This window comes from Marisediminitalea aggregata (genome assembly GCF_900129565.1).
Lineage (GTDB): Bacteria > Pseudomonadota > Gammaproteobacteria > Enterobacterales > Alteromonadaceae > Alteromonas > Alteromonas aggregata.
In genome coordinates, this window is record NZ_FQWD01000001.1 from 447,516 (window position 1) to 460,107 (window position 12,592).

Sequence of the window (12,592 nt, forward strand, 5' to 3'; positions counted from 1 at the left end):
GGTTGTGTTTGGTTCAGGTAAAGTTAATTTACCCACGCGTATAACGGTATACAGACCAATTACACAGCGCATTTGCGCGAGGAGTCTGTATGCACAAACGCATCCTGTCTTTGATTTTGATTTCCCTGCTGGAAAGCACACAGGTTCAGGCCATGAGCGCCCCTGAATCAACCGAACTGGTGCAGAGCCAACGCGTCTCTGAAGCCGAGCTCGACGCCCTGCTCGCCCCGATTGCCCTGTACCCTGATTCTGTGGTTACCCATATTCTGATAGCCAGTACCTACCCGCTGCAGGTCATTGATGCCCAGCGCTGGCAGCAGAGCAATGACAATCTCAGTGACGATACGCTGGCCGAGCTGCTTGAAACTAAAACCTGGGATCCCAGCGTGAAGGCCCTGGTGCCATTTCCGGATATTCTGTCGCGCATGAGTCAGGACCTGAACTGGCTGGAATCAGTAGGTGATGCTGTACTCACCGATGAGGACTGGGTACTGGACCGGGTCCAGGCACTGCGTTTACAAGCCTGGCAGCACGGTAACCTGGAAACTAACGACTACCAGCGCGTTAGCTACGAAGACAGGGTCATTGTTATAGAGCCGCGTCAGCCTCGCGTAGTGTATGTGCCCTATTATGATCCAATGATCACCTATGGTCACTGGCACCATCCAATCGCCCCGGTCATTTGGCCAGGCTATGTGAACGTGCGCTTGCATCATGGCTTTTACTGGGGAAGTCGGGTCACCATTGGCGCGGGCTTTTACTTCGGGCATATATTCTGGCCAGACCGCCATATTGTTGTTAGTCACAGAACCGTTCATCACTACCCAAGTGTGTCTTACCGTAAGCGTTACAACGTGCGGGAATACCATCGTTGGCAACACAATAGTGCCAACCGACATGCCCGCTATTCGCACCGCGTGGTTGAACGTAAGCCGTCGGTAATTAAGCAGCACAAGACCGTGCGTTATCATTCGGCACAAGCGCCTGACAGAAGCCTGGTTCGCCCTGTGGTTCACCAGCAAAGAATAGAGAAAAAACTCAAACTGCAAGCGCATAAACCGACCGCTCGCGAACAGCAAAAGCGTTATACCCAGGTCAATAAGCCTCAACGCCAGGCCGCTGAGCACCGGGCAGTGAACCCACAACGTACTCACCCGAATGTCGCGCAGCAACACAAACCAACGCAGCCGGTACATTCTAAACCCGCTAAGCCGCAATACAAACAGGAAAAGCACGAGCGAAAGGTGAAGCGCGAAACGACAGCGCACCGTCAACCGTCGCAGCAACGTCAGGCGTCTAAGCAACGCCAGGTAAAACAGTCTCAGCGTCAAAGCGCGTCGCATATTAACAGGCAACACTCTAAGCAACACTAACTGCAAAGTAATAAGGCATACCTCGGTATGCCTTATTTTTGTCACTTTATTTTATTGGACATATATCGCAAGTAAGCACTTACAAAGCACTGAGGAGAGTGCGTATCCAGATTAAAATACAACGACGGTTCAATGAGCTCTAACTCAATAATGCACCACTGTCCGTTGTGTTGAAGCAAGTCTACCCGGGCATACAAATACTCAGTTGGCATCGCCTGCAAAGCCAGCTCTGCACTGTTTAGCATTGCCTGATCAGGAGATATCACTGCCAGACTGCCACCGTGCTCTTCCTGCACCCGAAAATCACCTTGTTTCGGCGTTTTCAGAATGGCATGGCTTAACTCACCCGCAAAGTAAAATAACGACACTTCGCCCTGTTCAACAACACTGGTCACAAACGGCTGTACCATAGCTGGACGGCGGGTAAAGACAGCTGCCAGTGTGTCTTGTTGAGCCGTTAAGGTGTCGCGGGTTAAACGGTAAGTATCGTCGGCATTTGCACTGATACACGGCTTGATGACAATCTCATCGCAATCGAAATCGGCAAAAGCACCCGCGAGTAAATCATGATCGTAGTCATCAAGCCAAATAGTCGGTAGTACAGCCACTGCACTGGCTTCCAGGTCTCGCAGATAGCGTTTATCCAGATTCCATTGCATCAGCGCCAGCGGGTTAATCAGCTGAGTTTGCTCTGCAATCCGCTCCAGGCAAGCCATAAAGGCCTCTGGTGCCTGCTGATAGTCCCACGGACTGCGCACAATAACCGACTCATAATCACTGTAATCCCAACTGCTATTACGCCACGACACGGTTTCGATGTCATAGCCATTGTTGGCAAACGGCTCGATAAGTAGGTCATCGTACACAAAAAAGTCTTCCAGGCTATCCATCGACAGAAACGCGATTTTTTTCATGGGATCAGATTTCTATCAACAGGCCGTTTGGCGTGATTTCGACTCGCTTGGGCTGACGGATACCCCAGGCCGATAAGTCTAACTGTTCGAAGTCGAGCAACAGGATTAACGGGAAGCGTTTGCCTTCCATTCGCTTCAGGCTGTTTAACAGCGACTCGGGTACCAGATTACCGTGTTCGGCCCACTCGAGTTCATCCAGTGTCGGCTCTTTGATTTGCAACTGACCCAATTGCGCGTGATAGAACAATTCACCCGACAATGTCGCTGTCGCTTTGAGCTGTAAACCATCCCGTTCTGCCAGAACGGTCACGTTCACACTGATTTCATCTTCCAGCGGATCAAGGTCGACGGCAGGGTTAGAAAACGTGAACTGGGTGTCTTCGTACACCCGGGTTTGCGGAAACACAGCTGACACCATGGCGTTTAGCTGTGACTCAGACAAGGTAAGCATAAATGCGTGCGCCTGATGCATACCGCCAACGGCCCACAAACAAAGCGCCAATGCGCCGGCAAAGAGGTACTTCATAGATTTATAGACACCAGTAAATTTGCCGCATTCTAACATGTTTTTGTATAAAAGAATTGCCCCGCCAGAGGCTGCGCCAGTATTATGTGGCGCAAATACATCCAACGGTTTTAACCATGCAAACATTTGAACAAGTTAAAAACTTTTTATCTACAGAGTTATTTACCCTGTTCGACATCACGTTTACTACTGGCGGGCTGATAGCCGTGCCACTGCTGTATGTGGTTGGCATCTGGGTGATTCGAAAACTCGCGCACCTGGCAACCTATCGCCTGCGCTCGTCGGGCGCCAGCCCCGACACCATTCACCTGTTTAAGCGTATTTTCTATATCCTGGCCATGGCTATTCTGGTCGTTACGTCGCTGGATATGATGAATGTGCCACTGACTGCCTTCGCCTTTTTGTCGGGTGCCGTAGCGATTGGTGTGGGTTTTGGTGCGCAAAACATTATCAATAACTTCATCTCTGGCTGGATACTCATGTGGGAACGCCCCATTCGCATCGGAGATGTACTGGAGGTCGACGGTGCACGCGGCGTGGTAGAAGCCATTAATACACGTTCAACACGAATCCGTCGTGTCGACGGTGTACACATGCTTATTCCGAACAGCAAATTGTTGGAAAACACGGTGATCAACTGGACGCTGATTGACTTGCTTACCCGAACCACCGTAAAAGTCGGCGTGGCGTATGGCTCAGACTGTAAGCTGGTTGCCAGTCTTATAGAACAAGCAGTACTGGAACAAACTGAAATTCTGCCCGAGCCCAAACCCATAGTGATTTTTGATGACTTTGGCGATAACGCCCTAATTTTTGAGGTGTATTTTTGGATCAATGCTACGGCAGAGCGCGATTTACGCAAAATACGCAGTGACATTCGCTTTACCATCGACGGACTGTTTAACCAACACAACATCGTTATTGCCTACCCGCAGCGCGATGTGCATTTGGATGGTACGTTACAACTTGTTCAATCTCCTAAGGAAAATGCATGAGCAATGCAGACCAGGCCTTTTTATGGGCGTACGATATTAGCTTTGACGGCACCATTGCCACGGTAGATAAAGCAGCCATCACCACACCGATTGCGCCTAACACCTATCGATGGGTTCATTTGCAGTCTGACGAGTCTGATGCCGAGCAACTATTAGATACCCTCGCGTTGCCGTCTTCAGTGGCCGATAGCCTGATGGCATTGCAGACCCGTCCGCGCGTACTACCAATAAAAGAAGGCGCGTTGATTTTCCTGCGTGGCATTAACGCAAATCCAGGTGCCGACCCTGATGATATGGTGTCATTGCGCTTGTGGTTAACCCCAACCCTGATGGTGACCGCGCGACGTCAGAACCGTCGTCTGATGAGTGTGCAGGACACCCGGGAAATGATTGAAAGCGGCGAAGCCCCGGCGACGACTGCTGAGCTGCTAGTCACTTTGCTTACCCGCATAGCCGACCGCATACACGACAAAATCGAAGATATTGACGAACAGCTTGCTCAATACGAAACAGCTGATGCCCTGAATAAACAGGATCGACAACAGCTCGCTATGTTACGTCGACAAACCGCGATTATTCGACGCCACCTGGCACCGCAACGCGATGCCCTGGACACGCTGATTCGACTGCCAAACCTGATCAACGACAGCTTGATTTTTGAATTGCGCGACCAAGCCGACCGCATGACCCGTTACGTTGAAGATCTCGACCTGGCAAGGGAACGTTCACTAGTATTGCAGGACGAATTACGCAACCAAATAGCTGATCAACAAGGCATTCGCATGTATGTGCTGTCGATGATCACAGCCATATTTTTACCACTGTCTTTTTTAACCGGTGTATTTGGTATGAACGTGGCCGGCCTGCCAGGTACCGAAGCCCCTGATGCCTTTACAACGCTCATGATGGCTATGGGCGGGATTGCCGTTGTCATGCTCATTGCCATGCTATGGAAACGCTGGCTATAGATTGCAAACAAACCATTCAAAGCGGGCAAACAATGCCCGCCTTCATACTTTTGGTTAATCGACTGATCCTTTTCCTTATTTAATAATTACTTACTTCGTTATTTCTGTCTTTGAATCTCGTTTACTTTTTCTCATGGTCAGTTGATTCGAATCAAGGCTCCCTTTGCTGACGGTGCGTAAGCTGTGTGAATTAACTGGCGAGTTGTAAATGCTGTCCTACAATTAGCGTGTAACGGGCAAATTGGAGTGTGTTGTATGTTCTCTTGGGTTAAAGAAGGCCATCAAATATTCAGAGTTATTCTGATTGTTCAGTTGGTTATCTCAGTAGTCATCGGATTGATTACCGGCGAGCTAATGGTAGCGTTCTGGCTGGGTATTCCGATTATCGCGCTCCCTTTGTACCTTAGCTATGCTAACCCGGAATCAGAGATAAGCGGACATGCTGTTGGCATTGGCGTTCAGTTGATGACGGCACTGCACATCCATCAGGCATTTGGGCTTATCGAAATTCATTTCGAGATTTTTGTTCTGCTCGCCATGCTGGCTTACTTCCGCAACTGGCGCATCATTGCAACGTCAACTGCGACGGTAGCGGTGCACCACATTTTATTCTTTTTCATGCAAGCAGGCGGTTCCGGGGTATTCATTTTCGAAGAAAACCACATCACCTTCTCCATTTTGTTATTGCATGCCGCGTTTGCCCTTGCAGAGGGCCTGACCCTGATGTACATGACCAAACGCAGTCATGAAGACGGTGTAGGGGGCGCGTTGCTGGAGTCCGCCATTGCAGACATCATTCGCGACAAAGAAAGTCTCAACCTTGCGGTGAAAATAGACAAATCGGTGCCCGTAATGCGCACCTTTGACGAACTACTGGATGCTATACGCCAATTGGTGAGCAATGCCGCCAAGCTTGCAGATGACGTAGCTGACACTAGTGCTTTCATGCAAAATGCTACCCGGGAATTAAGTGAGCACGCCCAACAGAGTCACCAGGAAATCGGAAGTATTTCCGCCGCATCGGAAGAAATTGCGGTCACCATGCAAGACACATCTGAGCGCACTAACGCAGCCAATGACATCACTCAGGAAGCCAAAGCGAACACATCAGAGTCGAGAACGTCCGTTGAAAGTACCAAGACCACCATTAGCTCATTGCGCGACAGATTAAACAGTGCCGCGCAAACCAACCAGGAGCTGAACGAGCGATGCGCCAGTATCTCTGATTCCATGCGTTCAATTACCGCCGTAGCGGAACAAACTAACCTGCTTGCGCTTAACGCAGCCATTGAATCGGCCCGTGCCGGCGAGCACGGCCGGGGCTTCGCCGTCGTTGCTGACGAAGTCCGCACCCTGGCAATACGCTCTAAAGAAAGTGCCGACGAGATTTCTACCATCACCGAGCAATTGGTGGCCAGCACAGCGTCGTCAGTGACGCAGATGAATCAGTGCATCGAACTGGTTGACGAAGCAGTAAGCGCATCAGACCGCGCAGCCACGCACATGCAAGGCATCGAATCTAAAATCCAGGCGGCCTCGGACAACATGATGGAAGTCGCAACCTCGGCGGTTGAACAGGAAACTGCGTCCTCATCGATAGCGGCCAGCACGGCAAAAATTTACGAGCTGGCGACCCAGGAAGCGCGTACCGCCGCGGAACTGGAGCAAAAGTCGCAATCGTTGGCCACTCTGTGTCAGACACTGCAAACCATGGTAAGACGTTTTGTAGTGTAATGAGCAGCCGTAAAACAACTATACTGGTTGGCGTTTGGGCAACCGCGATATTGGTTGCCCTGCTCATAGCAAACAGCAATCAGATGCAGGACTTTGATCCAGACGCCTCACTGGCACAAGCTGCCAGCCAGCAGGACTTCGATAGTGCCTTCACAGGCATGTTGCAAGAGGCAGGTGTGAGCAACGGCTCTATTGTGCATCTTAGCGCTGACAGCAATTGCTTTTGCAATGACCTTAGCAAGGGCCATCAATACGATATAACCCAATCACTCGCCGACAAAGGCTATGAGTTTCACACCTTGTCGCTGTCTGAAAATCCGGCTATTAGCAAACTCATCAGCCACTTCCCCGCCCTTGCTGTTATCGATAACAACGGTAATCTGCGCTATGTTGGCCCTTATGCAACGGGTTTTGGCTGCTTTAAGGGCAATGACTTAGTGGACGATATTGCCCGAATCGCCACCACTGAGCAGTACTTCGGGGCTACGGTAAACACTGAGGCCCGCGGTTGTTTTTGTAATGTGTAGACACGCAGTTATTTCATAAAATAGATAGTCAAAAATTGATTCACTAATCAGCCTTACCCAATTTTCTATATAGCTACTGTCTGCAGGGCACAATAATCCACATCGGCACTAATTCCTTTTTTCTGGACTTTCATCTCCCCAATGAGGCAAACAATAGTCCAAAAGCACTCGCTGATATTTTAAGGGAACTTTGCAATTAAAATATTCACTAAAGCTTTGTAAACAACTGGTGTAACAAGGATGACAACCCAATGCTCCCCGTTATGCAGCGCAATCCCGATTCCTTACCCGGACATCCAAATAGACAGCGCAAGTTAAAATCATGGATATTGGTATTGCCGGTGTGTTTCCTTGCGCTTCCCTTTGCGGCAAACGCTAACGCAGGCGTGCCCATGCTATTTCTGGCGATGCCTGCCCTGCTCATGTCGCTGTTACCCATTATCTTTATCGAGTCCGTTTATTGTGCGCAGCGATTGTCTTTGTCCTTCGGACAGTCATTAAAAACAGTGAGCATATCCAACCTTGCTTCAACGCTGGTTGGCATTCCTGTTACCTGGTTACTGCTGGTCGGCGTTCAAATAGCGACAAGCGGAGGCAGGGCTTACGGCATAGACTCCCCCGTTGAAAAAGTGCTTGCGGTTACCTGGCAAGCCCCTTGGTTGATCCCTTACGAGACCGATCTGCATTGGATGATACCGGCTGCAGGCTTGGTACTGCTGGTACCTTTTTATTTTGCGTCCTGGTGGTCAGAATTCTGGGTAGCAAAGAAATTGAATACCCTACTCCCCACGTCAGACGTCAAACTTGCAGTAAGAAACGCCAACCGCATAACCTATTGTCTACTTGCCGGCTGGCCGATTGCGTCCTGGTTAGCTAACGTTGCAATGAAATAAGCAACGGCTGCACGACTACGCCAAGACACTCAGCTAATGGCTGGTATCGTCTCCGTGCAGCCCCTTGATATGCGCAACCACACTACGACCCAGCGCACTCAGGTTATAACCGCCTTCCAGCATACTCACAATGCGCCCATGACAAACCTTGTCGGCGACTTTGCGCAGTTGCTGGCTGACCCAATGGTAGTCTTCTTCACGCAGGCGTAATTGACCCATATGATCTTCGGCATGAGCATCGAATCCGGCGCTGATCAGAATAAGTTGAGGCTGGTAGTTAATCAGCGCGTCGAACCAGTAACTCACGGCTTTGCGAAAGGCTTCGCCGTTTGCGCCGGCCTCAAGCGGAGCACACAGAATATTACTGGCAGATACAGGCGAGCCACTGTGCGGGTAAAACGGGTGCTGAAATGAGGAACACATCATAATTCTCTGATCACCCGCTATGATATGCTCGGTGCCATTACCGTGGTGAACATCGAAATCCACTATCGCGACGCGTGACAAGTCGTATTTCTTCACCGCATAGCGCGCGGCTACCGCAATGTTGTTAAACAGGCAGAATCCCATTGCGTTGTCGTATTCAGCGTGGTGACCAGGCGGTCTAACTGCACAAAATGCCTGACGGTTCTCACCGTCCATCACCCAGTCAACAGCGTCACAACCAGCGCCGGCGGCATACAATGCTGCGCTCAGCGTAATGGGTGTCATGCCGGTATCCTGTTCCAGCCAAATCACGCCGGTTTTAGGTGCCCGCTGAAAAATACTGTCCACGTAGTAAGGGTCATGGGCAAGCGCCAGGTTCTCACGCTTAACCGGTTTTGCATCGGCGTGCTGACACACCATGTCCAGCCCCGACGACAGCAATTGATCATCAATGGCGTACAAGCGGTCGGGATGCTCCGGGTGCTCTCCTGACACATCGTGATGCACACAGTCTTTGCCGCGAAAGATTTTGATGGTCATGCGCTTTTCTCCTGGCTTGCTTCCTGTAGGGGTAGAGCCAGTTCAACTTCGCTCGGATCACCGCTGAACAGTCGTTTAAATCCGTGGTGTTCAAAAATGGCTATCATGGGTTTATTGTCGGCACGGCAGAACGCCAGCATCTTGTTGATATTGCGCTTTTGCGCGATATCAATGAGGGTGGTCAGTAGCTTGCTGGCCATGCCTTTACCCTGCTGGGTTTCCCGGGTTACAAAGGCCGCTTCACAAGTATTGTCGTGCTCGTTGTAATAAAACCGGCCAACGGCGTGAATGGTAATTCGCGATCCTTCCTGACGCACAATGCACAAGGCCGCATCTGAACTTTGATCCACACTCACCAAATTACAGGATTTCTCCCGCGACATCTGTTTGGGATCGTAGTTGTAACGCAGTCGCAGTGTTTCCTTGGTATGCGAATAGAAGAACTCCTGCAAACGGCGTTCATCCGCCGGATTGAGCGGGCGAAGATAGAACTTCTCGCCGTTCACTACCATTTTATGCAGCTGAATGGCGCCCAGCTCAGGAATATCGGTGGGGTACTTCTGTTGGTAGTGCGGCACCCAGTAGTTCTGACGCACTTCTGCCAGTAACTTGGCGCGGAATTTAGGGTGAGCCACCCGAATCAGTTCCAGTGCTCGCTCGCGAATACTTTTTCCGCGCAGCGAGGCAATACCATACTCGGTAACAATGTAGTGAACATTACCACGAGAGGTTACAACGCCTGAGCCCTCTGTAATGTATGGTACAATGCGCGACACGGTTTCGTTTTTAGCGGTAGAGGGCAAGGCAATAATCGGCTTACCGCCTTTGCTCATGGACGCACCGGAAACAAAGTCGACCTGACCACCAATACCACTATAAAAATCAAACCCTAGAGAATCGGCCACCACCTGTCCGGTTAAGTCCACTTCCAGCGCACTGTTAATGGCAATCATGTTGTCATTTTTAGCGATGTTAGTGGGTTTATTCACATAGCTACTGGGGTAAAACTCAATATGCGGGTTGTTATTCACAAAGTCATACAGCTTGCGACTACCAATACAAAAACTGGTAACAACTTTGCCAGGGTGAAAGGTTTTCTTTCGGTTGCTGATAGCGCCCGAGGCAATGATTTCCATAATGCTGTCGGACAGCATCTCACTGTGGATCCCCAGGTCTTTGTGGCGCTCCAGGTACTTCAACGTAGCACTAGGGATTTTGCCAACCCCAAATTGCAGCGTTGCGCCATCTTCTACCAGCATCGCCACGTACTGACCAATACGTTCAGTCACGCTGTCGATTGGCGGGGCTTCGATTTCCTGTAGCGGCTGGTCGGCTTCAATTACCGCGGCAAACTCACTGATATGCAAATAGGAGTGCCCGGCTGTACGAGGCATTTGTGGGTTTATTTGCGCCACTACCTTGTTGGCGTGACGGGCTGCCGACATACAAATGTCTACCGACACGCCCAACGAACAATACCCGAATTCATCGGGCGGACTTACCATTACCAGCGCCGTATCCAGTGGCAGCGTGCCATCGCTGAATAAGCTCGACATTTCAGACAAAAACACCGGCGTGTAGTCGGCGCGGCCTTCGTCAACCGCCCTGCGTACTTCGTCACCGTGAATAAAAAACGTGTTTACCTTGAACAGCTGGCGGTATTCCTCTTTTGCCCAGCGGTTATCGCCAAGCGCCAGCATATGAACTAACTCAATGTCGCTGTATGCCTTGCTGTTGGCAATTAAGTCGTCAATTAGTGCGTAGGGTACGCCTGCGTTACCACCAACAAACACCCGGCAACCGGACTTAATTAGCTGCGACCAGTCTGGTCGCGGGGGCAATGCTACTGTCATCGCTGTGCTCCCTGTTATCGGTATTTCCTGACACCGATTCACCTGAAATGAAGTGACACTAATGATGCCACAGAATACGACGCTGCACAGACAGAATTGGCGGAATATTGATCTGGTTTAGGGTATTTGCTACCAATGGATTAGGTGACTGGGAAAAGCAGAAAATTGAACCTAATAGAATGGTTAGATACACAATCTATAGTCGACATTTTTGGATGGCAGCTTTAGGTCAATTGCGGTCATCTATACTTTTTTCTTTAGAAACTTGAGCAAGTTAAGCTTTAGATTCTGCATCTGGATAGTCGTAAACCAATACAACGAAATACGTTCTGCCCAGTTAAAATACTTCATCGACTTTAAGATCGCTTTTTATGTCTGAAATAAGTGAAGTGTGTTTCATCAGCGAAGATTGTGAATTGATTGAACACACACCCACATTGATTAATAGACTCCAAACACTGGTGAAATGTACTACCTAGGATGTCTATTTGCGTCCTTTGTAAATCTTCGCCAATCTTTCTTTGTGTTCGTTAGTGCATTCTGATATTCCCAGTTCACCAATCGTAGCATCCTGCCATGATTTTAACTGAGCCATAATTGTTTTGTGATGGAACTCAAAATGAGCTAAGTCCAATGAGAACAACTTCTTTATTTCGTCAGGCACTTCTGGAACGTGTATATTTCGTGATTTTCTTGTCAAGCGAATCTCTTTGGTTATCTCACTAAAGCGTGAGATTATTTCATCATTAGATTCGCTCAAAATTAATGAAGGGTTTAAAAAACTTTTAAACATCTCATCATTCGCAACCATGCTTGCATAAGCTGTCAAAGCACTAGTGTTGTAGTATTTTAAACCAAGCATGGTATATGCTGCTGCATTTACCAAATGTGTTCTGCTACCCTCTGCGTTTTTTGTGTTTCGAAAGCTTGTTTTCGCTTGTAGGAACTCGTTCCGTATCAAAAATTCAATCGCATGATAGGTAGCGCCCGAAATTAACAATTCTTTCGCCACCTCTCGCTCTCGGGATCTTCTAGACAAAGCCTTAGGCTTTTGTAGATATGCAATCATCGCCCATTTATCACCACTAAGAGACAAGTCTTCCAAGTTATCAATCTCCATAGCGAGATATGAGTCAATATAGGCAGAACTTTGGTCGTAGAGCTCGTCCCCATAACCAACATCAGGTGTATAAGCCGGCGCAATCCCTTGTATTTCATTCCAATCTTGTTGAATTTTAGCCAAGTAGCTTACGTCTTCACTACTCAATTGTTCACGTGGAACGCACCAGTTATCGTCAAGTGTTAAAACTGTGTCGCGGGATTCACTATCTTGATTATTCGATATAACATACTGCTGAGACTCGTCATCAAGTGTCAAAGCAACCTCTTTACTGATAAAGCTGTCATTAATTTCACCATTCGAGCCAGCATCAGTGACCTTTTTAGACGTGATGCTTTCGGAATTACCACCACTCTCAGAAGTCGATACCGCTAAATCAACGTTGTTGTTATTTTGCCAAAAATAAGTAAGTGTAACTACTAACACCCCGATACTGGCAAATGCAATACACGCAGCTTTTCTATATCTCTGCAAACTCATGAATATGTTAATCCCCAGGGCAAACTTTTATTGCTCTATCTCTTACGGCGTCGCATGCATCGTAAGCATTGTCTCTTTGTGAATCTAGCAAATTTTTTCATGTCTAAATGAATACGTATCTGTTTAAACGTTAACCAGAATATTAATTGGCGCCCAAGCTTGCTCTACATCGAAAAAATAGCATCTCGATCCAAACTTTTTTGCAGTATGCTGAATGTCTGCTATTCGCTCAAAGCTGACTTC

11 protein-coding genes are annotated in these 12,592 nt (G+C 48.8%); 6 read left to right on the top strand and 5 right to left on the bottom strand.

The window, feature by feature from the left end:
• Window positions 1-89 precede the first annotated feature (89 nt).
• Complete coding sequence (locus tag BUB81_RS01865; protein WP_073317362.1) at window positions 90-1,373, top strand: DUF3300 domain-containing protein; 1,284 nt, start codon at window positions 90-92, stop codon at window positions 1,371-1,373.
• A gap of 41 nt (window positions 1,374-1,414) precedes the next feature.
• Here BUB81_RS01865 and BUB81_RS01870 read toward each other — a convergent pair whose 3' ends face one another.
• Together BUB81_RS01870 and BUB81_RS01875 are read right to left on the bottom strand one after the other, a co-directional pair.
• Window positions 1,415-2,287: an ATP-grasp domain-containing protein gene (locus BUB81_RS01870; protein ID WP_073317365.1), complete on the bottom strand. Its 873-nt coding sequence runs from the start codon at window positions 2,285-2,287 to the stop codon at window positions 1,415-1,417.
• Between the two features lie 4 nt (window positions 2,288-2,291).
• Window positions 2,292-2,813, bottom strand: a complete 522-nt coding sequence (locus tag BUB81_RS01875) for a DUF1439 domain-containing protein (RefSeq protein ID WP_139241477.1) — start codon at window positions 2,811-2,813, stop codon at window positions 2,292-2,294.
• A 116-nt stretch (window positions 2,814-2,929) separates the two neighbouring features.
• Here BUB81_RS01875 and BUB81_RS01880 point away from each other — a divergent pair, with 116 nt between their 5' ends.
• The 5 genes from BUB81_RS01880 to BUB81_RS01900 all read left to right on the top strand — a co-directional run bounded on the left by BUB81_RS01880 (window position 2,930) and on the right by BUB81_RS01900 (window position 7,930).
• Window positions 2,930-3,808, top strand: coding sequence for a mechanosensitive ion channel family protein (locus tag BUB81_RS01880; protein ID WP_073317370.1), 879 nt, complete (start codon window positions 2,930-2,932; stop codon window positions 3,806-3,808).
• A complete protein-coding gene (locus tag BUB81_RS01885) occupies window positions 3,805-4,776 on the top strand; it encodes a zinc transporter ZntB (protein ID WP_073317373.1) in 972 nt (323 codons plus the stop codon). The genes BUB81_RS01880 and BUB81_RS01885 overlap by 4 nt, the downstream gene beginning before the upstream one ends.
• Window positions 4,777-5,031: 255 nt before the next feature.
• Window positions 5,032-6,510 (top strand): methyl-accepting chemotaxis protein, encoded by a 1,479-nt coding sequence (locus BUB81_RS01890; protein WP_073317376.1) that lies wholly within the window; start codon window positions 5,032-5,034, stop codon window positions 6,508-6,510.
• The gene (locus tag BUB81_RS01895) at window positions 6,510-7,037 is read left to right on the top strand and encodes a DUF6436 domain-containing protein (RefSeq protein ID WP_073317379.1); all 528 of its coding nucleotides are present in this window, start codon (window positions 6,510-6,512) and stop codon (window positions 7,035-7,037) included. Before BUB81_RS01890 ends, BUB81_RS01895 begins: the two co-directional genes overlap by 1 nt.
• A 251-nt stretch (window positions 7,038-7,288) precedes the next feature.
• Complete coding sequence (locus tag BUB81_RS01900; RefSeq protein WP_217653439.1) at window positions 7,289-7,930, top strand: hypothetical protein; 642 nt, start codon at window positions 7,289-7,291, stop codon at window positions 7,928-7,930.
• A 33-nt stretch (window positions 7,931-7,963) separates the two neighbouring features.
• On the opposite strand, the gene BUB81_RS01905 is transcribed toward BUB81_RS01900, so the two are convergent.
• The 3 genes from BUB81_RS01905 to BUB81_RS01915 form a co-directional block, all read right to left on the bottom strand.
• Entirely contained in the window at window positions 7,964-8,896 is a 933-nt protein-coding gene (locus BUB81_RS01905) for a histone deacetylase family protein (RefSeq protein ID WP_073317381.1), read from the bottom strand.
• On the bottom strand, window positions 8,893-10,749 hold the full coding sequence (locus tag BUB81_RS01910; RefSeq protein ID WP_073317384.1) for a bifunctional acetyl-CoA hydrolase/transferase family protein/GNAT family N-acetyltransferase: 1,857 nt from the start codon (window positions 10,747-10,749) through the stop codon (window positions 8,893-8,895). Before BUB81_RS01910 ends, BUB81_RS01905 begins: the two co-directional genes overlap by 4 nt.
• 484 nt (window positions 10,750-11,233) lie before the next feature.
• Window positions 11,234-12,349: a hypothetical protein gene (locus BUB81_RS01915; RefSeq protein ID WP_073317387.1), complete on the bottom strand. Its 1,116-nt coding sequence runs from the start codon at window positions 12,347-12,349 to the stop codon at window positions 11,234-11,236.
• Window positions 12,350-12,592: the final 243 nt, after the last annotated feature.

Bases quoted from the DNA above. Each gene is read 5' to 3' on its own strand.
- BUB81_RS01865 (WP_073317362.1), top strand. From the start codon at position 90: ATGCACAAACGCATCCTGTCTTTGATTTTGATTTCCCTGCTGGAAAGC.
- BUB81_RS01870 (WP_073317365.1), bottom strand. From the start codon at position 2,287: ATGAAAAAAATCGCGTTTCTGTCGATGGATAGCCTGGAAGACTTTTTT.
- BUB81_RS01875 (WP_139241477.1), bottom strand. From the start codon at position 2,813: ATGAAGTACCTCTTTGCCGGCGCATTGGCGCTTTGTTTGTGGGCCGTT.
- BUB81_RS01880 (WP_073317370.1), top strand. From the start codon at position 2,930: ATGCAAACATTTGAACAAGTTAAAAACTTTTTATCTACAGAGTTATTT.
- BUB81_RS01885 (WP_073317373.1), top strand. From the start codon at position 3,805: ATGAGCAATGCAGACCAGGCCTTTTTATGGGCGTACGATATTAGCTTT.
- BUB81_RS01890 (WP_073317376.1), top strand. From the start codon at position 5,032: ATGTTCTCTTGGGTTAAAGAAGGCCATCAAATATTCAGAGTTATTCTG.
- BUB81_RS01895 (WP_073317379.1), top strand. From the start codon at position 6,510: ATGAGCAGCCGTAAAACAACTATACTGGTTGGCGTTTGGGCAACCGCG.
- BUB81_RS01900 (WP_217653439.1), top strand. From the start codon at position 7,289: ATGCTCCCCGTTATGCAGCGCAATCCCGATTCCTTACCCGGACATCCA.
- BUB81_RS01905 (WP_073317381.1), bottom strand. From the start codon at position 8,896: ATGACCATCAAAATCTTTCGCGGCAAAGACTGTGTGCATCACGATGTG.
- BUB81_RS01910 (WP_073317384.1), bottom strand. From the start codon at position 10,749: ATGACAGTAGCATTGCCCCCGCGACCAGACTGGTCGCAGCTAATTAAG.
- BUB81_RS01915 (WP_073317387.1), bottom strand. From the start codon at position 12,349: ATGAGTTTGCAGAGATATAGAAAAGCTGCGTGTATTGCATTTGCCAGT.